The sequence below is a fragment of the Cohnella sp. OV330 genome (genome assembly GCF_900112065.1).
Classification (GTDB): Bacteria; Bacillota; Bacilli; order Paenibacillales; family Paenibacillaceae; genus Cohnella.
The window spans coordinates 234,165-254,599 of the sequence record NZ_FOKE01000005.1; the positions used below are offsets into that span (position 1 = coordinate 234,165).

General features: G+C 60.2%; 19 protein-coding genes, 1 pseudogene and 1 other annotated feature. Of the genes and pseudogenes, 8 read left to right on the plus strand and 12 right to left on the minus strand.

Features of this window, described 5'->3' with window-relative positions; all coding sequences use genetic code 11:
• Nucleotides 1–84 precede the first annotated feature (84 nt).
• The 6 genes from BM235_RS13840 to BM235_RS13865 form a co-directional block, all read right to left on the minus strand.
• A complete protein-coding gene (locus BM235_RS13840; protein WP_090114066.1) occupies nt 85–3,327 on the minus strand; it encodes a polysaccharide lyase family 8 super-sandwich domain-containing protein in 3,243 nt (1,080 codons plus the stop codon).
• A gap of 225 nt (nt 3,328–3,552) precedes the next feature.
• On the minus strand, nt 3,553–3,825 hold the full coding sequence (locus BM235_RS13845) for a 50S ribosomal protein L33 (RefSeq protein WP_090114069.1): 273 nt from the start codon (nt 3,823–3,825) through the stop codon (nt 3,553–3,555).
• A gap of 178 nt (nt 3,826–4,003) precedes the next feature.
• Nucleotides 4,004–4,363, minus strand: a complete 360-nt coding sequence (rplT, locus tag BM235_RS13850) for a 50S ribosomal protein L20 (RefSeq protein WP_090114071.1) — start codon at nt 4,361–4,363, stop codon at nt 4,004–4,006.
• A gap of 59 nt (nt 4,364–4,422) precedes the next feature.
• Nucleotides 4,423–4,623: a 50S ribosomal protein L35 gene (rpmI, locus tag BM235_RS13855; RefSeq protein WP_090114073.1), complete on the minus strand. Its 201-nt coding sequence runs from the start codon at nt 4,621–4,623 to the stop codon at nt 4,423–4,425.
• Between the two features lie 18 nt (nt 4,624–4,641).
• Complete coding sequence (gene infC / locus BM235_RS13860) at nt 4,642–5,145, minus strand: translation initiation factor IF-3 (protein ID WP_110468919.1); 504 nt, start codon at nt 5,143–5,145, stop codon at nt 4,642–4,644.
• 82 nt (nt 5,146–5,227) lie between these two features.
• Nucleotides 5,228–5,388 (minus strand) — a sequence feature (ribosomal protein L20 leader region).
• A 127-nt stretch (nt 5,389–5,515) separates the two neighbouring features.
• A complete protein-coding gene (locus tag BM235_RS13865; RefSeq protein ID WP_090114077.1) occupies nt 5,516–6,754 on the minus strand; it encodes a glycosyltransferase family 2 protein in 1,239 nt (412 codons plus the stop codon).
• Nucleotides 6,755–7,389: 635 nt separating this feature from the next.
• On the opposite strand from BM235_RS13865, the gene BM235_RS13870 reads away from it, so the two are divergent.
• On the plus strand, nt 7,390–9,141 hold the full coding sequence (locus BM235_RS13870; RefSeq protein ID WP_158543858.1) for a methyl-accepting chemotaxis protein: 1,752 nt from the start codon (nt 7,390–7,392) through the stop codon (nt 9,139–9,141).
• 134 nt (nt 9,142–9,275) lie between these two features.
• On the opposite strand, the gene trmB is transcribed toward BM235_RS13870, so the two are convergent.
• The 3 genes from trmB to BM235_RS13885 form a co-directional block, all read right to left on the minus strand.
• The gene (gene trmB / locus BM235_RS13875) at nt 9,276–10,076 is read right to left on the minus strand and encodes a tRNA (guanosine(46)-N7)-methyltransferase TrmB (RefSeq protein ID WP_090114081.1); all 801 of its coding nucleotides are present in this window, start codon (nt 10,074–10,076) and stop codon (nt 9,276–9,278) included.
• A gap of 87 nt (nt 10,077–10,163) precedes the next feature.
• A complete protein-coding gene (locus BM235_RS13880) occupies nt 10,164–10,994 on the minus strand; it encodes an MBL fold metallo-hydrolase (protein WP_090114082.1) in 831 nt (276 codons plus the stop codon).
• A gap of 155 nt (nt 10,995–11,149) precedes the next feature.
• The gene (locus BM235_RS13885; RefSeq protein WP_090114083.1) at nt 11,150–11,338 is read right to left on the minus strand and encodes a hypothetical protein; all 189 of its coding nucleotides are present in this window, start codon (nt 11,336–11,338) and stop codon (nt 11,150–11,152) included.
• A 320-nt stretch (nt 11,339–11,658) separates the two neighbouring features.
• On the opposite strand from BM235_RS13885, the gene BM235_RS13890 reads away from it, so the two are divergent.
• The 6 genes from BM235_RS13890 to BM235_RS13915 all read left to right on the plus strand — a co-directional run bounded on the left by BM235_RS13890 (nt 11,659) and on the right by BM235_RS13915 (nt 15,922).
• On the plus strand, nt 11,659–12,627 hold the full coding sequence (locus BM235_RS13890; RefSeq protein ID WP_090114084.1) for a tRNA modification radical SAM protein MnmL/YtqA: 969 nt from the start codon (nt 11,659–11,661) through the stop codon (nt 12,625–12,627).
• A gap of 4 nt (nt 12,628–12,631) precedes the next feature.
• A complete protein-coding gene (locus BM235_RS13895; protein ID WP_090114086.1) occupies nt 12,632–13,249 on the plus strand; it encodes a tRNA 5-(aminomethyl)-2-thiouridylate-methyltransferase MnmM in 618 nt (205 codons plus the stop codon).
• Between the two features lie 15 nt (nt 13,250–13,264).
• Nucleotides 13,265–13,669: a VOC family protein gene (locus tag BM235_RS13900; protein WP_090114088.1), complete on the plus strand. Its 405-nt coding sequence runs from the start codon at nt 13,265–13,267 to the stop codon at nt 13,667–13,669.
• A complete protein-coding gene (locus tag BM235_RS13905) occupies nt 13,666–14,643 on the plus strand; it encodes a type I phosphomannose isomerase catalytic subunit (RefSeq protein WP_090114090.1) in 978 nt (325 codons plus the stop codon). The genes BM235_RS13900 and BM235_RS13905 overlap by 4 nt, the downstream gene beginning before the upstream one ends.
• 111 nt (nt 14,644–14,754) lie before the next feature.
• The gene (locus BM235_RS13910) at nt 14,755–15,237 is read left to right on the plus strand and encodes a hypothetical protein (RefSeq protein WP_090114092.1); all 483 of its coding nucleotides are present in this window, start codon (nt 14,755–14,757) and stop codon (nt 15,235–15,237) included.
• Between the two features lie 154 nt (nt 15,238–15,391).
• Nucleotides 15,392–15,922, plus strand: a complete 531-nt coding sequence (locus tag BM235_RS13915) for a MogA/MoaB family molybdenum cofactor biosynthesis protein (protein ID WP_090114094.1) — start codon at nt 15,392–15,394, stop codon at nt 15,920–15,922.
• A gap of 106 nt (nt 15,923–16,028) precedes the next feature.
• Here BM235_RS13915 and BM235_RS13920 read toward each other — a convergent pair whose 3' ends face one another.
• A complete protein-coding gene (locus BM235_RS13920; RefSeq protein WP_090114096.1) occupies nt 16,029–17,501 on the minus strand; it encodes an MDR family MFS transporter in 1,473 nt (490 codons plus the stop codon).
• A 151-nt stretch (nt 17,502–17,652) separates the two neighbouring features.
• Between BM235_RS13920 and BM235_RS13925 the strand changes: the two genes are divergently transcribed.
• Entirely contained in the window at nt 17,653–18,225 is a 573-nt protein-coding gene (locus BM235_RS13925; protein WP_158543857.1) for a TetR/AcrR family transcriptional regulator, read from the plus strand.
• 153 nt (nt 18,226–18,378) lie between these two features.
• Here the strand turns inward: BM235_RS13925 and BM235_RS31670 are convergent.
• Nucleotides 18,379–18,480, minus strand: a pseudogene (locus tag BM235_RS31670) (L-glyceraldehyde 3-phosphate reductase); the annotation flags it as partial.
• Entirely contained in the window at nt 18,476–20,218 is a 1,743-nt protein-coding gene (locus BM235_RS13930) for a B12-binding domain-containing radical SAM protein (protein WP_090114100.1), read from the minus strand. The gene BM235_RS13930 and the pseudogene BM235_RS31670, both read right to left, overlap by 5 nt.
• Between the last annotated feature and the right edge of the window lie 217 nt (nt 20,219–20,435).

A 20,435-nucleotide genomic window follows, 5' to 3' on the forward strand; every position in this document is an offset into this window, starting at 1 on the left:
CCTCTTCAACGCCCCCGGCGCTTTCGCCCGCGCTGAAAATCCCCGCCGCAAGCGACGGGGATTCCCTACGCGCTAAACGCTGCCTCAGCCGACCGGCACGAACTTGACCGCGTCCGCGACGACATAGCCGTCGGGCGAAGCCAGCGCATCGTTGCGGATCGTCACGCTGCCGCCGGAGCCGGCGAGGAAGCCGTAGGTCCCGATCGAATGCCAGACGCCGCCGCCCGAGCGCTGGTCGACCGCCGTACGCGTCATGCCTGCCGCATGCCCGATATCCACCTGAACCGCGTCCTCCCGGTTCGCATGCGCCGGCCACATTAGATATACCTCATAGCTGCCGGCGATAGGCAGATTCGGCGTAAACGTCACGCTTTTCGTCCCCTTGCCCGTATTGTCGTCGTGCAGGTAATTCGCGCCGTAGCGATCCGTCTGCGTGCCGGCCATCTTCCACGTCCCGGTCTTGGTCACGCCCACCGCATCCGCGTTGTCCACGATGACCGGATCGGGCAGCCGCTCGAACTTGACCGCGTCCGCGACAACGTAACCGTCGGGCGACGCCAGCGCGTCATTGCGGATCGTCACGCTGCCGCCGGTTCCCGCTTGGAAATAGTAGCCGCCGATCGGATTCCATACGCCGCCGTTCGCGCGCTGGTCGACCGCCGTGCGCGTCGTCGCGCCGTCATGGGCGACGTCCACCTGGACCGCATCCTCACGATTGGCATGCGCCGGCCACATGAGCGACACCCGGTAGTAGCCCGCTTGCGGCAGATCGGGCGTGAACGTTACCGTTTTCGTCCCCTTGCCCGTATTGTCGTCGTGCAAATAGTTCGCGCCGTAGCGGTCGGTCTGCGTGCTGACGCTTTTCCACGTGCCCGTCTTGGTCACGCCGGTCGAATCGGCGTTGTCCACGATGACGGAAGGCAGCTCCGGATCGCCCGGGTCGACAGGGCCTCCGGTTCCTTCGCCCAGTTGGAACGACGCGTGAAACGACTTGCCCTTCGCGCCGTTCACGTTCACGGTGAATTTGATCGTCGGGCTCAGCTGCGTGACGGTAATGCCAGGGTCCGCGCTGTAGCTGTCCGCGGATCGCGCCAGCTCGATCGCAATCGTGCCGTTGTTCGCCTGCGTCGGATCGGACACTGATACCTCAAGGCTCTCGTCCGCGATCTCGCGGGTCATGACCGACGCCTTCTTGTTCGACGTGATGAGATCGGCAGTCAGCGTCGCATCCGTCCAGAAGTTCGCGCCGACGAGTCCGAGCGTCTTCTCCCTCGCTGCCTGGACGCCGCCCGTGTTGGCGACGATCTCGACCGAGGGATCGGCGGCATAGGCGCCGACCTGCGCGCTCGTCTTGTTCGGCAGGAGCACGTACGCATACGACGCGCCGGACGGATTCGAGCCGTGATCGATCCACATCGTCCCGTAGTTGCGCGTAATGGAGGTCGAAGGCGTAGCCGGACGGCTGTTGATCTGCTTCCAGGTGCCGGTGCGCGCTTCCCGCTTTGTCTGCAGCGTCGCGCCTCCCGGGAAGTAGTAGCCGATGTCCGAGCCGCCGGCGGCATTGCCGGCCAGATGCACCCAGCTCACGCCGGTCAACGCTTGCGAGGTGCCAAGTCCGGTCGGCAGCGTCGTCCCGTCGGCCGTCCAGGCATTATCGCCCGCCGCGTTCAGCTTGCGATTGTCGACGATCGTCTCGATCGGGATGCCTGCCGTGCTGGAAATGCCCGATCCGAGCGCGACGATCTCGTCGTCGAACATGAACCAGGATTTGCGCGCGGCGAGATTGTACGCGCCGTAGGAAAGGTCCATGCCGCTCGCGCCGTACTGCCCCGCCAGCGACACGCCGCCGGTCCAGCTCGTCGTGCCGACCCCGCTCGCGATCGGCGTCTGGGAGGCGACCGTCGTCCCCGGGATCCGGTAGGCGTCCACGGTCGGCCAATAGTCTTCGCTGTATTGCGCGAGATCCCGATTGTACAAATAAGTCGCGCCGGCGCCCGTATACCATCCCCGCCCGTTTTCGCCGTTGATCGATTCGTAGCTGCTGATTCGCGTCGAATACATGGCGAGCCCCAAGGCGAAGCCGGGCCGCTGCACCACCGCCCGGTCCATCGCCGCGAACTGCTTGTACTGATCGAGCGGCGCCGCCGGCGGGACGGACGGGTCCGCGACGATCGCCTTGGCAAGTCGGATCGTATCGATCGATACGTCCCCGTAGAAGCTGCTGAACGTATCTTCCTGGATCAGGCGCTTCGCCAGCTGCTTAAAGGCGGCCGCATGCGCGGTCGGCGCAAACTGGGCAAGCCGCACGATGCTCGCGACGATACCGTGACCGACCGCATGATCCTGGGCGTAATTGCGCGAGATCTCCCGCCCTCGCACCATGTCTATCATCGCGCCCTTGTACAATAGCGGCCGGTAGGCGTCGTAGATCCACTGCCACACGTTGCCTTGGTTCGGATCGGCGACCGACCATGTCGAGCCCGACAGCAAGTACATCAAATTGGCCGTCGTCTCCAGGACGGAGCTGCCGTAGCCGCCAGTATAAGCGAATGTCGTATGCTGAATGAAGGAGCCGTCGGCATAGAAACCGTCGCCGCCCGTCACATACGGGAATATGCCCGCTCCCGACAAACCGTCTCGTGCGGCGGCCAGCTTGACCGCGTCTTTGACGACGACCGCGCGCACGCCGACGACGATCGCTTGCCATGCCCGGTTCGCGCCCGTGAGGCCGATCGAGGGCGTGAAGTAATCGACGGTATCCATGTACGTCGCCATCCGAGCCGCGCTGATATCGTCGTAGAGCAGCACCGCGATGTCGTTCAGGCTCATCGGGATGCCCAGTTGCCAATGCCACCAGTTGTACGCGGAGCGGCTTCGCGAGCTATTGTAGCTATTGACGTACAGCCAGTCGAGCGCATCCAGAATGTCTTCCTTAAGGTCGGCGTTGCCGTAAAGATCGGATCCTACGGTCGTTGCCGCCAACGCCATCGTCCGCAGCCGCTCGTAGACTGCGTTGACGTTGTCCGACGTTCCGTTGCCGCGAAGCTCGTACCAGATGTACGTGCGCGTCGGGGACAGGTCCATGCCATCCCAATAATCCTGGGCATCATCGGCCAATTTGTCGGTTCGGGCAGCGATATCCGGGTCCGACGCGTCCAACGACTGTCCCCCGGTCAGCAGCGTCGCCCATTTGACCCTCAGCGCGTCGAATTCGTCCGATGCGTGCACCTTGGCCGGCGGCCAGCCTCCCCACATCGTCATCAGCATCGCCGCGACCAGCGTGACCGATAGCCGTACCGTCAGCGTGTTTCTCCAATCTCTTTTCACTAAATTCCCTCTCTCCGCATTAGTTTAAAAGCGCTTTCAATAATCATCATATCGAATATGTACGTCGCGCAATATTCCGGAAAATCCAGAAAAGGATCAATCTCTCCATGAAAAACGGGAAGAAGCGGGTGCACGCCGCTTCCTCCCGTTATGCTTCGCTATAGAAACTTCATACGCGACCGAACGCTAACCTGCTGCCTCGTTCCGCATCGGCGAATGACCGCCTTACCACCAACCGCCGAAGCCGCCGCCGAAGCCGCCGCCCCAGCCTCCCCAACCGCCATAACCGAAAGGTGACGTGCCTATGGCGAGCAGATCGAATAAAACGAGCGGGATGATAGCTTTGGTTTGAACCTGTTTGCCTTTTCCCCGCTCAAGAATAAGCGAATTGCCTTTGATCGCGACCAGCTTGCCGTAAACGACCGAGCGGTCCTTGCGAACGGCATAGATATGGCGTCCGACGAGCTTTTGAGCTTGCGATTTAGTCACGCGTGCCATGCGAACTCCTCCCTTCACCGTTTGTCCGTTCAGTATATGACGGCGGCCTTGGTTAGGGATGTACGCTTGTACGCGGCGAATCGCGGAGTTGCGCGGCGAGCTTGTCGAGGCGAGGAACGCGACGAACGCAAAAAAGACGCCGCTCCGGCGAAAGGAGCGGCGTCTCGAACGCGAATGATTACGCGTTGATTTTTTCTTTGGCGGTGCCTGCCAGCGAGTTGAACGCGGTGATGTCGTTCACGGCCAGGTCGGCGAGGATCTTGCGGTTCACTTCGATGCCGGCCAGCTTCAGGCCGTACATCAGCTTGCTGTAGGACAGGCCGTTCTGGCGAGCGGCAGCGTTGATACGCACGATCCACAGCTTGCGGAAGTTGCGCTTGGTTTGGCGACGGTCGCGGTACGCGTACGTCAGGGACTTCAGAACTTGTTCGTTGGCTTTCTTGAAGAGGCGGTGCTTGGCGCCCCAGTAACCTTTAGCCAGCTTCAGGACTCTATTGCGACGGCGGCGCGTTACGAACCCGCCTTTGACTCTTGCCATTTGAGATTACCTCCCGGTGAATGTGTAAGTCCGCTGCGCGGCGCAGCGAATCGGATCGATTACTTCAGGTTAGCCAGTTGCTGCTTCATGCGGCGAACGTCGCCGTCCGCGAGCAGCGGCTGCGTGCCCAGAACGCGCTTTTGGCGGCCGGACTTGTGGGACAGCAAGTGGTTCTTATAAGCCTTGAAACGCTTGACCTTGCCGGTACCGGTGATCTTGAAACGGTCCTTCAGGCTGCTGTGGGTTTTCATCTTAGGCATCTGTATTTCCTCCTGTCGTCAGTGGGTGGCCTTGGGGGCCAGAATCATAATCATGCTGCGGCCTTCGAGCTTCGGCACGCGTTCGATGACGCACAGGTCTTCGCCCGTGGCTTCGGCAGCGACGCGCTCGAGGATCTTCTGGCCGATGTTGGAGTGCGCAATCTCACGACCGCGGAACCGCACGGAGCACTTGACCTTGTCGCCTTCTTTAAGAAACTTGATCACGTTGCGCATCTTGGTCTGATAGTCATGCTCGTCGATATTCGCACGGAACCAGACTTCCTTCAGATCGACGATCTTCTGATTCTTCCGGGCTTCCTTCTCTTTCTTCTGCTGCTCGTAGCGGAATTTGCCGTAGTCCATGATGCGACATACGGGCGGCTTCGCTTGCGGAGCTACATTGACCAGATCGAGATTGGCGTCGATCGCCATCTGCATCGCTTCCCTGAACGGCTTGATGCCGATCTGTTCGCCTTCAGCGCCTACCAGACGGACTTCCTTCGCCCGGATTTCCTCATTGATTTGATGATCCTTGCTAATAACGTTCCACCTCCATTAATGGAAAAAGGTCGTCGTTGCAACCTGGGCAACCAATAGGTCAAGAAGAACATAAAAAATGCGGGCCTTTTCGCCCGCATTCCGCTCGCTAACGTTGGATGGCCGCCGGCTGCGAGAAAGCTCGCACGGTCGGACCGGATACGTAGGCTACGCTGACCAGCCGGCGTCAGCCGAACAGGTGAGAAGCGGGTGCTTCTTCTTGATAGCACTGTTATTTAAACAGTTACCGAACTACTATAGCACGCCCTGCCGGGCATGTCAAACGAATCTCGTCCCGGCAGGACGGACGGCGCCTTCGCGTCACGAGGGCGTTTTTGGGCCCCGCGCCTGCAAACTACATTTGCTTGCCTTGCACTTCCTCCAGGCGAAGCACGCGCGTGTGCTCCGTGTGGCTCCACTGCTTGTTGTTCTGGGTGAAGAACGCCCAGAACGTCACCGGCCACCAGGAGAAGAAGAAAATCGGGAACGTGATCAGCCTGAAGTACAGCTTCCAGCTGACCTTCTCGAGCAGCATCGACAGCGGCAGCTGCGCGTAGATGTACAGCGAGATCGGTACCGCGATCCAGGCCGGCGCGACCGAGTAGATCGAATCGAAATGCGGCGAACCCGGCAGCAGCAAATCGAACCAGAGCGTGAACGTCAGCAAGAAGCCCATCAAAAAGTTGTACGCGTTAAAAATATAAATGGCGGCGTCGATCTTCACCCAGCTCCGCTCGCGGATGCCCTGCCACAGCGTGGGCAGCATATAGCGGCGCGTGATGTCGAAGTGTCCCTGCATCCAGCGCAGGCGCTGGCGCGAGGACGCGCGGAACGTGATCGGCTTCTCGTCGTAGACGCGGGCGTCGAAGTTGAACTTCGGCTTGATGCCGCGCTGGATGCAGCGCACCGTGAACTCGAGATCCTCGACGAGACTCGTCGCGCCCCAGCCCATTTCCTTGAGCAGCTTGGTCTCGAACGTCATGCCCGTGCCGCCGAGGAAGTTCGACAGGCCGAGATTGTAACGCGGCAGCTGCCAGAGACGGTTGCAGAACCAATAGTTGATGCCGTTGGCGGCGCTAACCCAGCTGTCATGCGGGTTTTTCGTGTCCAGGTAGCCCTGGATGACGCGGTGCCCGTTGCACAGATCCTCGTTCATGTACTGCAGGAAATCGGTGGCGACCAAGTTGTCGGCGTCGAACATGACGATGGCGTCGTATTGGCGTGGCCGCTTCCACAGCTCCTTCAGCATCCATTCGATCGCGAAGCCCTTGCCCCGCTGCGCGGGATTGTTGCGTTCGCAGGCGTAGACGCCTTCATAGCCGCGTACGATCTTGGCCGTGCCGTCCGTGCAGTTGTCGCAGATGACGAAAATGTCGAACAGTTCTCGCGGGTATTTCATTTTCAGCAAATTCTCGATTAGGGCGCCGACGACGGCTTCTTCGTTGTGAGCGGCCACAAGAAGGGCGAACGACTTGGTCGGCTTGTGCGTGATGGTCTCCTTCTTGCGGTACCAGCCGAAGAAGGACAAGATCACTTGGTAGGCTCCGATCAGGAAAAAGAACACCTGAACGCCGAGCAGCAGGTTGTTGAACATATGCGGTATTACCCCCTGGACCCCTATTTTTCATGATTTCTCTGTTTGTGCAATCAAGCTCGGAGAGTCCGAAAGCATACGCTTGATTGTCTTACCTTCGGTTCGCTTTGTCAAAACCGACAGACTGCCGTATCCGGCGCTATCGGACCGGATAGGCGGATTAAACCGCAATCAATCTTCCCATGTTCCCGAATGCTTCCTCATATCCTCTCCTTGCGCCCGGTTGCTCCGTTTCAGCGACTGCAGTCTCATCCGGTCCCCGTTTTCGACGGCAACCGCGGCAGGCGGGCTTGGATGCGATTTCCCGTTGCGCGCAAATATCTCCATAGAAGTGTACCCATACGTCCGGTCATGTTAAACGGCCCGATCTCGCCAAAGACGAAGCGGTGCTTCCGCGGTCTCGGCATCCCTCCTCCCGATCTGTATTTCGCCGATACGGCGGTCCAAAGACGGATTTTCTTAAGACCATGGATAGTCGTCCCTTTTATAAGACGGAAACCGAGGCGCGCGGGTTTCCGGTTAATCGGTACTATTTTTGTAACCGCGTCGGTTGGAAATGATGTCCAAATTCGAATATAATGTCGATAGAAGATGTCCGAAGTCCTAGTTTCTTTGTCATAAGGAGGAGAATAAACTTGCGTTTTGTTCATTCGTGGCGGAGGTCGATCCGTCTTAAGCTCATTCCTTTGTTTCTGCTGACGCTGATTATTCCCGTATCCGCGCTCGGCCTCGTCAGTTATAAGATCTACGACGACGAATCGGGCCGGCTCATCGAGAAGAACCTGAAAAATCTCGTCAACATGGCCGCAAGCATCACGGAAGGCTTCGAGACAGAGGCCGCAAGCGGCCGCATGGGAGCCGCCGAAGCCCAGGAATACGTCAAGGAACAGCTGATCGGCGTCAAGACGGGAGATACGCGCGCCATCACCAAGGCTTTCGATCTGGGCGAGAACGGCTACTTTTTTATATTGAACGAGCAAGGCGACCTGCTCGGCCATCCGCTGCTCGAAGGCCAGAACATCATCGATAAGAAAACGAGCTCCGGCTTCTATTACATAAAAGACATGATCGCCAAAAGCATGCAGGGAGGCGGCTTCACGCTTTACGACTGGCCGCTCCCGAATTCGGAAAAGGAAGCCCAGAAGATCACGTATGCCATGCAGGTGCCCGGCGAATGGGGCTGGATCGTCGCGGCCGGCTCCTATATGAAAGATTACAATTCGGGCGAAGGCCATATTCTGAACGCCATCTGGATCACCGTCGCGGTCTGCTGGCTCGTCTTCGCGCCATTCCTCTTCCTGCTGATCCGCTCGATCGTCACGCCTATCAAGCGAATCACGAGCGAAGCCGCCCGTATGGCGTCGGGCGATTTGAGCCGACTGGATCTCGTCGTTCGCAACCGGGACGAGATCGGCGAGCTGGCAAGCTCCTTCAGACAGATGCACGACAATCTTAGGGACATCGTCGGCACGCTGCTCGCGAACGCCGACCGGCTGAACGCCGCGTCGAACAACATGAACCTCGCCGTCTCGGAGACGACCCTGGCCGGCAGGCAGATGGCTCTGGCGGCGCAGGAGATCGCCTCCGGCAACGAAACGCAGGCGCGCGCGGCCGCGGAAAGTTCGCAGTCGATGGAGGAAATGACGCAGGGTATCCAGCGCATCGCGGACACGTCGTCCGAAGCGTTCGGGTCGTCGGAGACGACCCTGCTCGAAGCGGTCGAAGGCAACCGGCTCCTGCAGACGACCGACGCCAAGATGGGCGCGATCAGCGACACGACCGGACAACTATCCGGCATTTTGGACCGGCTGACGGAGCGCTCCTCGCAGATCGGCGGCGTCGCCGAAGCCATCGCGGAGCTGGCCGGCCAGACGAATCTGCTCGCGCTCAACGCTTCGATCGAGGCCGCCCGCGCAGGCGAAGAAGGCAAAGGCTTCGCCGTCGTCGCCGCCGAAGTCAAAAAGCTGGCGCAGCGCTCCAGCGACTCCGCTGCCGAGGTCGCCGAACTCATTCGGACCGTGCGAACGGACGTGTCCGCGGCGGGGGCGACGATGGAGCTGAACCAGCGGGCGGTCGAAGCGGGCGTTCAGGCGCTCGCGCTCACCGGCGAATCGTTCGCCGCCATCGTCAAGGCCACGCAGAGCGTGGCGAAGCAGATCCAAGAGTCGTCTTCCGCCGCCCAGCAGATGGCGGCGAGCTCCGAGGAGATGGCCGCGTCGATGCAGGAGATGGATCGCGTCGCCGGACACGCCAACGAGCTGGCGCAGACGATATCCGCCGCCACCGAAGAGCAGCTCGCGGAGATGGAGGCGCTGAGCGCGTCCGCCGAATCGCTGCGCGCCTTGGCGTCGGACCTGCAACTGATGGCGCACAAGTTTAAGCTGTAAATGAGTTGAGACCGAGCCTTGGGAGACGAGATCGACCTCCAGGCCCGAGTCGCCTCAGCAAAAAGGGATGTCCTTCTGGTCCGCATGGACCTCGGAGACATCCCTTTTGCGTCGTCGGTTGTTTAATCCGCCTGCTATTCGTCCGACTCCTGCTCCTCGTCCGCGTCTCCGGCGACGGCCAGCCCGGACTTGCGTCGCGCCAGCGCCTCTTCGGCGCGGCGCTCCTGGTCCGCGTGCTCGGCGTCCAGCCGCTCGCGGTGTTCGGCAAGCGCGCGCGCGCCGATGACGGCCTCGAGCCTGTAGATCGGTTGGCCCAGGCCCACGAACTTCGTCTCGTACTCCGTCATGACGAGGTCCTCGCGCAGCTCGTCCCGATGCAGGTGAAGCGAGACGTTGCGGAGCTGGAGCCCCGAATCCGCGAAGCTGTTCAGCGAAAATTCGAACAAGCTGAGCGAGTCGGTCTTAAAATGAATCTCGCCGATGTCCGACAGCAACCGCTTGTACCTCATCAGGAACAGCGGGTGCGTGAGCCGGCGCTTGCCGTGCTTGCTTTTGGGCCACGGGTCGCTGAAATTCAGATAGATCCGCGTCAGCTCGCCCGGCTCGAACATATCTTCGAGAAACTCCGCGTTGCCGCGGACAAGCGCCAGATTGGGCACGCGCTCCTCGCCCTTTTCCCGCCATACCGCGCGCGCCTTCTCGCTGCCGCGCTGCAGCAGCTCGTCGAACATATCCATGCCGATATAGTTGATTTCCGGATTCCTCGCGCTCATCTGGGTGATGAACCGGCCTTTGCCCATGCCGATCTCGATCATGATCGGACGGTCGTTGCCGAAAAATTCGTGCCAGCGCCCCTTCAGCTTCTCAGGCTCCAGCACCACCAGATCGGCCTGCGCCTCGAGTCCTTGCTTAAATTTCCTGCCGCGCAATCGCATGTAGATCCTCCCGTATCGCCGATAATAAAACCGTGCCGCATCCATTGTGCAGGCTCCGGCCTGCTTTGTAAAGCCGTTTGCGCGCCGCTATCGGGCGGCGTCCGCGATTTCCTGCCTGATTTTATTCGTGTTCTCTTCATGATACTTGCGTTGATTCCGCGGAAAAGGCGCATCGGCGATCAGGCGAGCCGTCCCCTCCTCGTCTCCGGCTTCGACCAGTCGGCGAAGCTCGCGAACGTAGCGCAGATCCGCGTCCCTTCGCGCCCGCATAAGCGCCGGGTCGCTCGACGGCGAGCCGTGCCCCGGCACGAAGAGCTTGATGTCGTGGCGGCTCTCGATCGCGTCGAATTTGAGGAGCGTCTCCTCGTAACTTGCGCTGTCGTGGAAGATGAACGGGAACTCGGCGTCCGACAAATAATCGCCTAATATCAACACGCCGTACGGCTCCACGACCGTCATCATGCCGTCCGCGTTGTGGCCGGGCGCCTGGTAACAGACGAGCCTCGCGTCTCCGAGCTGCAGAACCGAGCCGTCGCCGTCCATCGGATGGTCCGCCTTCGGATAGGCGATCTCGTAATTTCTTTTCAAATAATATTTGTCGTCGAAGTCCCGGATCTGGTCCAAATTCCGCTCGCGCTCGGCGGCGGGGCTTCGGGCGAAGCTGCCGCTCGCGACGACGACGGCCTCGGGGAACGCCCGCCAGCCGATAATATGGTCGAAGTCCGAATGCGTGAATAGCAGCACGACCTTACGATCTCCCCGCACGCGCTCCACGTACGCGCGGATCTCTTCGACCTCCCGGGGCAGCCAGCAAGGATCCGCCACCACGACATGCGTATCCGTCACGACGACGGTCGAGGTTGTCCGGTACAGGTCGCTCTCGAATACTTTTACCGCTCCGTCATCTATCCTCAGCATCCCTCGTCCTCCTTAAACCTTCCAGCTTCAGTATAAGTCAAGCGCGGTTGCCGAGGAAGAACAAGCCTTGCCGTCGCATTAGCCGAAGCCCGTAACGGAAATAAGACCGCCTTCCCCAAGTCGGGGACAGGCGGTCTATAAAAGTCTGCGTCGGATTAGTTCAGCGGACGGTTCTCTTCGATATGGTAATGGACTTCGATCGCTTCCTGCAGCTTCTTCTTCGCGGAGGCGCCGACATTGTGGTTGTTGTTGAACTTGACGCCTGCCAGCGCCATCATTTCTTTGACCGTGAGCTCTACCTTCATCGTATCGTCGCCTTGCGGAATACGTACGGACGTGTTCATGGACTTCACTCGCTTTCTGAAAAATAAGATGGGTCTAGCTTATCCGCACATTTGCGACTGTATCCGACAGACGTCTAATTTGTGTTGATGTCAGATTTGTTTGTTGATCTGACGCACTTTTAATATAACACGTTCATGTTAGGTTTGACAAGAAGGCGAGCGCCTTAAAGCCACCTTTTTTCGAGAAAACTTCTTTATCGAAAATCGGCAACGCTGTAAAATGAATCGATGAAAATGGTATGCCGGGGCATTTTCAGCTACAATAGAAGAAGCCTAAGCAATCCGACTAAAGATTAGCGCACAAGGAGCGGCGAACGAACATGCCGATCATCGAAAATACAGCAGGCGCAGCCATCCCGCCAACGGAATGGAGCGGCAAACGGTTCCATACGTGGAATCACGAGATGAGGCGCCAGTTTGGCACGAAGGTATTCAAGGTCATGCTGGACGCGGGCTTCACCTGCCCGAACCGAGACGGCTCGATCGCGGCAGGCGGCTGCACGTTCTGCAGCGCGCGGGGCTCGGGCGACTTCGCGGGCAGCCGCCGGCAGGATCTCGTCACCCAATTCAATACGATCCGGGACCGGCAGCATCTCAAATGGCCGGAGGCCAAGTACATCGGCTACTTCCAGGCCTATACGAATACGTACGCCCCGCTTGCTACGCTGAAGGAATACTACGAGGTCATTCTAGAGCAGCCCGGACTCGTCGGCCTCTCCATCGCCACGCGCCCGGACTGTCTGCCCGACGACGTCGTCGACTATCTGGCGGAGCTGAACGAGCGGACGTACCTTTGGGTCGAGATGGGCTTGCAGACGGTGCACGAGAGCACGTCGACGCTCATCAATCGCGCGCACGATACGGCCTGCTATCTCGACGCCGTCGAGCGTCTCCGGGCGCGCGGCATCCGGGTATGCACGCATATCATCTACGGCCTTCCCGGCGAGGACGAGGCGATGATGATGGAGACGCTGCGGCAGACGGCGGCGATGGACGTGCAGGGCATCAAGATCCACCTCCTTCATCTCATGCGCAAGACGCCGATGGTGCGGCAGTGGCGCGACGGCCTGCTTCGCTTCCTTGAAATGGATGAGTACGTGAAGCTGATCGTCGACTCGCTGGAGCTGCTCCCGCCGGAGATGATCGTCCACCGCCTGACCGGAGACGCGCCGCGCGATCTCTTGATCGGGCCGATGTGGAGCCTGAACAAATGGGAAGTGCTGAACGCCATCGACGCGGAGCTGATGCGGCGCGGCAGCTGGCAGGGTAAGCACTGGAAGGGACGCTGACCGCATGGGCTTCCTATCCGTGCTGACGATGGCGCAGCGGCTGGTGGCCGAGCGCATCGCGCCCGGCGCGACGGTCGTCGACGCCACGGCCGGCGGCGGCGTGGACACGTTGTTCCTGGCCAGGACCGTCGGCCAGGGCGGGCTGGTGTACGCCTTCGACGTGCAGGAAGAGGCGCTGGCGCGAACGAGGAGGCGGCTGGTCGACGCAGCCGCTTCGCCGGTCGGCGCCATGGCGGCCGTAGCGCTCGGCGAAGTGGTGCTGCTGCATGCCGGGCATGAAAAGATGGCCGAGCGGGTGCCAGCCGAAGCGCATGGGCGCGTCCGCGCGATCATGTTCAATCTCGGCTACTTGCCGGGCGGACCGGACAGCGCGGACGGCGCGGGCCCTGTCATCACGAAGCCTGACACGACGCTGGCCGCCTTGGATGCCGCCCTTCGCCTGCTCGCGCCGGGCGGCATCGCGACGATCGCCGTCTATCCTGGCCACGAAGGCGGGCAGGACGAGGCGTCGGCCGTCGGCGACTGGATCGCCGGTCTGCCCGACGAGGCCGTCCAGGCGCTGCTGTACCGCTTTCCCAAGCGGACGGGATCGCCGTATTTGTATGCATTGGAGAAAAAATAAAAGGAGGATGCACGCATGGCTGTCAGAAAAATCGAGCATGTCGGCATCATGGCGAGTAATCTCGAGCGTTCCATCGCCTTTTACGCGCAAACCGTCGGACTCGTACATACGGACACGCTGCCGCACACGAACGGCGTTATACGGCTCGCTTTCCTTTCGTTCCCCGGCGCGAACGAGACGGAGCTCGAGCTCATCGAAGGCTACGACGGAACGCTCGCCCCCGAGGGGCGCGTGCACCACGTCGCCTTCAACGTCGATGACATCGAGGCCGAGTATTCGCGCATCTCGATGCTGGACGTCAAAGGACTCGACGCCGAGATCACGACGCTGCCGAACGGAAGCCGCTACTTCTTTTTCAGCGGACCGGACGGCGAATCGCTAGAATTTTTCCAATCGACCAGAGGAGGCAACCAAGCATGACCGCATCGACCAAACCTTATCCCCTTCACTTCAAGCCCGAGTTCAAAGAACGCGTATGGGGCGGCCGCGCCCTCGAGCAGTTCGGCTTCGACGTGCCCCCCGGCCATATCGGCGAAGGCTGGATGATCGCCGATCATCCGAACGGCGTCTCGCACGTGCAGAACGGCGAGCTGGCCGGTCTCGGCCTCGACGAGATCCGCGAGCGCTTCGGCGCGCAGTGGTTCGGCGCAAAAGGCGCGGTCGCCGGCCTCGGCCGCTTCCCGCTGCTCATCAAGCTGCTCGATTGCAACGACGACCTGTCCGTCCAGGTGCATCCTAACGATCACTATGCCGGCCTGCCCAAGGGCGAGCTCGGCAAGACCGAGATGTGGTACGTCATCGACGCCGCGCCGGACGCCAAGATCATCTACGGCCTGAAGCCGGGCACGACGCGCGAAAAGCTCGCGGCTGCAATCGAGGAAGGCAAGATCATGGATTCGCTGCAGGAAGTGTCCGTCAAAGCCGGCGATACGTTCTATATCCCGGCCGGCACGGTCCACGCGCTCTGCGCGGGCGTCCTGGTGGCCGAGATCCAGCAAAACTCGGACACGACCTATCGCCTCTACGACTACGACCGTCCGGGCCTCGACGGCAAGCCGCGCGAGCTCCATATCGAGGATTCGCTGAACGTGACCGACTACGAGGGCGCCGGCGCGAGCCGCATGTCCACGGCCGGCACGCAGGCCGGAGAGTGGCTGCGCCTCGCTTCCTCGCCGTACTTCGAGACCGACAAGGGCGTCGTTCAAGGCGACTGGGAGCTGGCGACGCCGTCGGACAGCTTCGTCATTTTGATCGCGGTGCAAGGCCAAGGCTCGATCGGCTGGGACGGCGGCAGCCTGGACATCAAAGCAGGCGACTGCCTCCTCCTCCCCGCCAACCTGGGCGCTTATCGCCTTGGCGGCGACATGACCGTGCTGCGGAGCCAGCTGCCTTAAATCCCGCATGACGCGCTGCAGCTTCGGGCAATTAAGGCTGCAGCCGCGTCCGGGGCAATCGTCCGACCACTCCCGCGTCCGCAGGCGGATGCGAAAGGAAAGATCCATGGCATGCTAAGGCAAATGCTGATTTTGTCCGGATTGGGCATCGCGATGTGGGCCCTTGGGACGCTGTTTTTTATGCTGTTCGGCGATTGGGTGCTCGTCGCCGCCGAGGACCGTCAGTTCGGCGCCTCGCTGTTCCTGCTGGAGGCGCTCACGGCGCTCGTCATCCTGGGGGTCGCGCTCGTCGTGCGGCTCCGTCTGTTCAGGATGCCGGGTTCCGCCACCCGGTTCGGCTTTATTGGCGCATTGATCGGCCTTTTGCTCAATACATTCGTCCTTCTCTACAGAGACAAGGTTCTGTACGATCTCGATCAAGGGCAGTACCACACGTTTACGGTGTGGATGACGCTCGCCTACGCCCTTTTTCTTCTGCTGCCGGCGATCGCGGACCGGCTGATTCGCACCAGGCCTGTCGAGGACGCGCATGATCGAGACGCAAGCGACGTGCTGCATGCGCAGGACGATCCGGCAACATACCGACCGGAATAAGGCGATCGGCTTCAGCTTCAGGCGATTGCTCGATCTTGTCGCCTATCCGACAAGAAATAGCGAATCCTGCATTTTCGGATCCTTCCATGGTCCGCAAATCGGGGTTCGCCGTTTTTATTTATCGCATCTCGCGCAAAGAAGGAGGCTGCTCTCCATGGAATCGATAACTTCAGCCGAACAGCACCGCCGCGAGGCTCCGTCCTCCGTCGCCTGCATGATCATCACCGTATCCGACACCCGCACGCCCGATACCGACAAGAGCGGGCTGCTCATCCGGGAGCTTCTCGAAGCGAACGGTCATGCGGTCCGGTCCGCGCTCATCGTGCCGGATGAATACGAGCGCATCCGCGAGCTGCTTCGCGAGGCCGAATCCGATCCCGCGATCGAAGCGGTGCTGCTGAACGGCGGCACCGGCATCGCGGCGCGCGATACGACCTATGAAGCCGTAGCCGGCATGCTCAGCAAGGAAATGCCGGGCTTCGGCGAGATTTTCCGGATGCTCAGCTTCACGGAGGACATCGGGACGGCCGCCATTTTGTCCCGCGCGATCGCCGGCACGATCGGCCGCACGGCCGTATTCTCCATGCCCGGCTCGACCGGCGCCGTACGCCTTGCGATGACCCGCCTCATCGTGCCCGAGCTCGGCCACGTCATGCGCGAGATCTACAAGGACGATCCGAAGTAATTGCCCTTTCTCGAACACGATGAGCATAATTCGTTCCACAACAAAAAAAGCATTGCTGCCCGCCGAATAGCAGCGGACGGCAATGCTTTTCCTAAGATGAGAGGACTTAAGCGACCTGCTTGGCCTCCTGCTCCTCGGGCGCCTTCGTACGGCGGATGAACAAGCCGACGGCCAATGCGACAAGCGCAACGATAAAGCCGATCCAGAACGCATCGTGAAGGCCCGACATCAGACCGGCAACCTGTTCGGCCGGCGCGGTCGGATCCTCGGAACCGGCCAGGTAGTTTTTGGAGCCCGTCGACATGATGCTGATGAACAGCGCCGTGCCGATCGCCCCCGACACCTGCTGAAGCGTGTTGAGAATGGCGGTGCCGTGCGGGTACAGATGCCGCGGCAGCTGGTTCAGGCCCGTCGTTTGCGCAGGCATCATCACCATCGAGATGCCGATGAGCAAGACGATGTGGATGAAGATGACATAACCCTTGGAGACGTCCGTGTCGATGCCGGTGAACATCCAGACCGACAACGCCGTGAGCGCTAGGCCCGGAATCACGAGCACGCGCGGTCCGAACTTGTCGAACAGCTTGCCCGATACGGGCGCCATGATCCCGTTGATGATGCTGCCCGGCAGCATGAGCAGACCCGATTTGAAGGCGGTCAGCAGCAGCGCGCTCTGCAGGAACATCGGCAGGATCGTCATCGTGGAGAACATCGTCATCATGACGACGAACAGCAGCACGGTCACCAGGCTGAACATCGGATACTTGAAGGCGCGCAGATCGAGGATCGGCTCCTTCACGACCAGCTGGCGCCAGATGAACAGCAGTAGGGAAACGCCGCCAACTGCGAGCGACCATACGACCTCGTTATCGCCCCAGCCGCTCTCGCCCGCCTTGCTGAAGCCGTAAACGATGCCGCCGAAGCCGATCGTCGACATCAGGATCGAGACGATATCGACCTTAGGCTTGGTCAGATCGGTGACGTTGCGCAGGAACGCCGCGGCGAAAATAATGGAAAAGGCCGCCAGCGGAAGCACCAGGTAAAACAGCCAGCGCCAGTCGAGCGCGTCGATGATGAGCCCCGACAGCGTCGGTCCGATCGCCGGCGCGAACATGATGACGAGGCCGATCAGGCCCATCGCCGCTCCCCGCTTTTCGACCGGGAAGATGACGAGGATCGTATTCATGAGCACGGGCAGCATGAGCCCCGTCCCCATCGCCTGCACGACGCGGCCCGTGAGCAGCACGCCGAATTCGGGCGCGAATGCCGAGATGGCCGTGCCTATGAGGAATAAGGTCATCGCGGACAAAAACATTTGCCGCGTCGTAAACCATTGCTGCAGCAGCGCCGTGATCGGCACCAAGACGCCGATGACGAGCATGTAGGCCGTGCTGAGCCACTGGATCGTCGTCGCGCCGACGTTGAATTCCTTCATCAAGTCCGGCAGCGCGTTCCCGAGCAGCGTCTCGTTCAGTATGGCCACGAATGCGCCGATGATGAGCGAAAAGACGATCGGTCCCCTGCGTATCTTGCTTAAATCGATTGCCGCCCCTCCGGACGACGGTGTTGCCCCGTTCATGGATAAAGCCTCCTATCCGATCCTCTTTGTCTACACTTGTATGTGTATTTGTACAAGTGTTAGTCTTAACTATACAATGCGTTCGCCGTCTGAGGTCAAGAACCAAATCGCAATAAATGTAGTCTAATCTACATTGGAGGCATTAATGTATATGAAAAGCGACGGGTCAACCGATCTAAGAGTGCGGCGCACCCGCAAGCTCCTGTGGGACGCGCTGATGGCGTTGCTGGGCGAATCCGGCCGGACGTTCGAATCGCTCACCGTCGCCGAGATTTGCGAGCGGGCGATGGTGCACCGGACGACGTTTTACAAGCATTTCGAGGATAAGTACCATCTGCTTTGCGCGGGCTTCGAGGAATTGAACAAGGAGCTGGCGGCCATGGACTTCGAGGAAAGAATGCGTCGTCCGATTCAGCTGCTCGAGCAATTCGGGCATCAGCGGCAGTTCCGCACGATCATGAAGTCCGAACAGGAATCCACGTCGATCAAAAGCCTCATGCAGCGCATTGGGTCGGGTTTTATGAAAAACGATCTGCTCGCGCTCGAGCGAAAGGACGGGCCCTTCCCCGTCCCGGCCGAGATCATCGCCGAATTTTATGCCGGCGCGATCAACGGAATCGCCGCCTGGTGGGTGCAGCATGGCGGGGACGTCTCCGCGGAGACGATGGACCGCTATATCGGAGAGCTGCTTAACCCGGCGATCTTCAACCGGCAAGCGCCATAAAAAAGGACGGTCTCGCGCAGTATGCGAGTCCGTCCTTTTCATTCGTGAGTGTCGGCCGACCGATCAAGCCTTCAAAATGGCTTCGATCCGGTCCAGCTCCTCCTGCGAGAATTCGAGGTTGTCGCAGCCCGTCCTCGACCCTGCGGTCGAACATTTGCGCGATCCCCAATCGCCGTACGGTCCCGGCCGCATGTTGTAGCCGGCTTTGGATGAGATGATCAGCTCGTCGCGGTACGGCTTGAAGTCAGATTTAATTGCCGGAAGCGATCCGTTCCTGCCCGTTCAAGACGACCATGCGCGCGGGCGCTTCCTCGCCGCCATGGACGAAGACGAGCGTCGTCTCCCGCGTACGGTCGACGACTCCTTCCCGCTCCCAGCGCGTAAAATCGAACGGCACGCGGTCGATCGACGCTTTTTTAACCAGATCCCGCTCCTCCATGCCTAGCTCGGCGGCCGCCCGCTTGAACCGGGAGGTCCAATCTTCCTTCCCGAGCCGGTCCTCCCACCACATTTTGCGCGGCTTGTACTTGTGCTGAAGATAGAAATCGATCTTGAGCAGCGCAAGGGTCACGTCCAAATCAAGCGCGGGATGCCGGTCCTCCTCGAGGAAGGACCACAGCCGGACGAACAAGTCCTCGAGCTGATGGCCGATCCGCTGCCAGCCGCGCGCCTCCCAATAATCGCCGAACCGCTGGAAAAAGTCGAATGGCGACGGATACGCCCGGTGGACTAAATACTCGATCGTCCGGTTCATGCGGTGCGCGTTCCAGTATTTCTCCAGCACGTCCTCCACGCGCTTGATGCGGACGATGTCCGCGAATGGCATGAGGTCGTTCCCGAGCATCTCGTAGGGCGCCCTGTTCATGTAGATATAGCCGAATTGGTCCGCGTCCCGCCGAAGTCCCGTTCCCCGGAGCATCTTCAGAAAACCGAGTTGGAGTTCCTCGGGACGAAGCGCGAACACGTCGTTAAACGTTTTGCGGAACGTATCGTAGTCCTCGTGCGGCAAACCCGCGATCAAGTCGAGATGCTGGTCGATCTTCCCGCTCTCCTTGACCTTCGTCACGGTGCGGACGAGCTTGCTCCAGTTCTGCCTGCGCTGCACAGCCAGGTTGGTGACGTCGTTGGTAGATTGAACGCCGATCTCGAAGCGGAACACGCCGGGCGGCGCGTGCTCCGCCAAATAATCGAGCACCTCCGGCCGCATGATGTCCGCCGTAATCTCGAACTGGAACACGCAACCCCGGTGGTTCCCGATCAGGAAACGGAACATCTCGAGCGCATAATCCCGCTTAATGTTGAACGTGCGGTCCACGAACTTGATCAGCTTCGCCCCGCTGTCGATCAGGTACAAAATGTCGGCCTTGACCCGGTCCATGTCGAAGTAGCGGACGCCGACCTCGATGCTAGACAGACAGAACTGGCAGCTGAACGGGCAGCCGCGGCTCGTCTCGAAGTAGACGACGCGATTGGCGAGGCTCGGCACGTCCTCCTCGAACCGGTACGGCGAGGGCAACGTGGCCAAGTCCAGCTTCGGGCGGCCGGGAGTAACGACGATCTCGTCTCCTTTGCGATAGGCAAGACCGAAGACGAAGTGGAACTTGCGGCTGCCGGACAGTTCTCGAAGCAGGTCGCGCAGCGTCTCCTCGCCTTCGCCCATGATGATATGGTCGACGGCCGGGAGGCGCCGCATCCACTGCTCCGTGTCGTAGGATACCTCCGGACCGCCAAGCACGATCGTCGCGCTCGGCAAAATCTTGCGCAGCATGTCGATGACGGTGATCGTCTCTTCGATATTCCAGATATAGCAGGAGAATCCGATGACGTCGGGCTTCTTGGCGAACAGGTCGGATGCGATGGTCATCGGCGGGTCCTTGATCGTGTATTCCGCGATGTCCATAGGAAACTCGTCCTGGCTGTAAGCCTTCAGGCAGCGCAGTGCGAGCGAAGTATGAATGTATTTTGCGTTCAGCGTCGCGAGGACGACTTTCATGCTTGTCCCTCTCTTTAGAAAACAGACTTCTGCTCTTTCATTGTAAGGGATTACGATTGCCGTGTAAAAGCGGATGCGTTCCGACTGGTCGCGGATGGTTGTTGAAGAGGAGGAAACGATTATGGAGCTGATGCCGGCATGGGAACGGTGGGGTTATGAGCGGGGATGGCGCATGCAGTCAAGGGAGTTTTCCGACTCGTAAATCGCGGTTCTTCTC

Excerpts from the sequence above, each read along its gene's own strand:
- BM235_RS13845 (WP_090114069.1), bottom strand. The coding sequence starts at position 3,825 with ATGGCACGCGTGACTAAATCGCAAGCTCAAAAGCTCGTCGGACGCCAT.
- rplT (WP_090114071.1), bottom strand. The coding sequence starts at position 4,363 with ATGGCAAGAGTCAAAGGCGGGTTCGTAACGCGCCGCCGTCGCAATAGA.
- rpmI (WP_090114073.1), bottom strand. The coding sequence starts at position 4,623 with ATGCCTAAGATGAAAACCCACAGCAGCCTGAAGGACCGTTTCAAGATC.
- BM235_RS13865 (WP_090114077.1), bottom strand. The coding sequence starts at position 6,754 with ATGTTCAACAACCTGCTGCTCGGCGTTCAGGTGTTCTTTTTCCTGATC.
- trmB (WP_090114081.1), bottom strand. The coding sequence starts at position 10,076 with ATGCGATTGCGCGGCAGGAAATTTAAGCAAGGACTCGAGGCGCAGGCC.
- BM235_RS13880 (WP_090114082.1), bottom strand. The coding sequence starts at position 10,994 with ATGCTGAGGATAGATGACGGAGCGGTAAAAGTATTCGAGAGCGACCTG.
- BM235_RS13885 (WP_090114083.1), bottom strand. The coding sequence starts at position 11,338 with ATGAACACGTCCGTACGTATTCCGCAAGGCGACGATACGATGAAGGTA.
- BM235_RS13890 (WP_090114084.1), top strand. The coding sequence starts at position 11,659 with ATGCCGATCATCGAAAATACAGCAGGCGCAGCCATCCCGCCAACGGAA.
- BM235_RS13895 (WP_090114086.1), top strand. The coding sequence starts at position 12,632 with ATGGGCTTCCTATCCGTGCTGACGATGGCGCAGCGGCTGGTGGCCGAG.
- BM235_RS13900 (WP_090114088.1), top strand. The coding sequence starts at position 13,265 with ATGGCTGTCAGAAAAATCGAGCATGTCGGCATCATGGCGAGTAATCTC.
- BM235_RS13905 (WP_090114090.1), top strand. The coding sequence starts at position 13,666 with ATGACCGCATCGACCAAACCTTATCCCCTTCACTTCAAGCCCGAGTTC.
- BM235_RS13910 (WP_090114092.1), top strand. The coding sequence starts at position 14,755 with ATGCTAAGGCAAATGCTGATTTTGTCCGGATTGGGCATCGCGATGTGG.
- BM235_RS13915 (WP_090114094.1), top strand. The coding sequence starts at position 15,392 with ATGGAATCGATAACTTCAGCCGAACAGCACCGCCGCGAGGCTCCGTCC.
- BM235_RS13920 (WP_090114096.1), bottom strand. The coding sequence starts at position 17,501 with ATGAACGGGGCAACACCGTCGTCCGGAGGGGCGGCAATCGATTTAAGC.
- BM235_RS13925 (WP_158543857.1), top strand. The coding sequence starts at position 17,653 with ATGAAAAGCGACGGGTCAACCGATCTAAGAGTGCGGCGCACCCGCAAG.
- BM235_RS13930 (WP_090114100.1), bottom strand. The coding sequence starts at position 20,218 with ATGAAAGTCGTCCTCGCGACGCTGAACGCAAAATACATTCATACTTCG.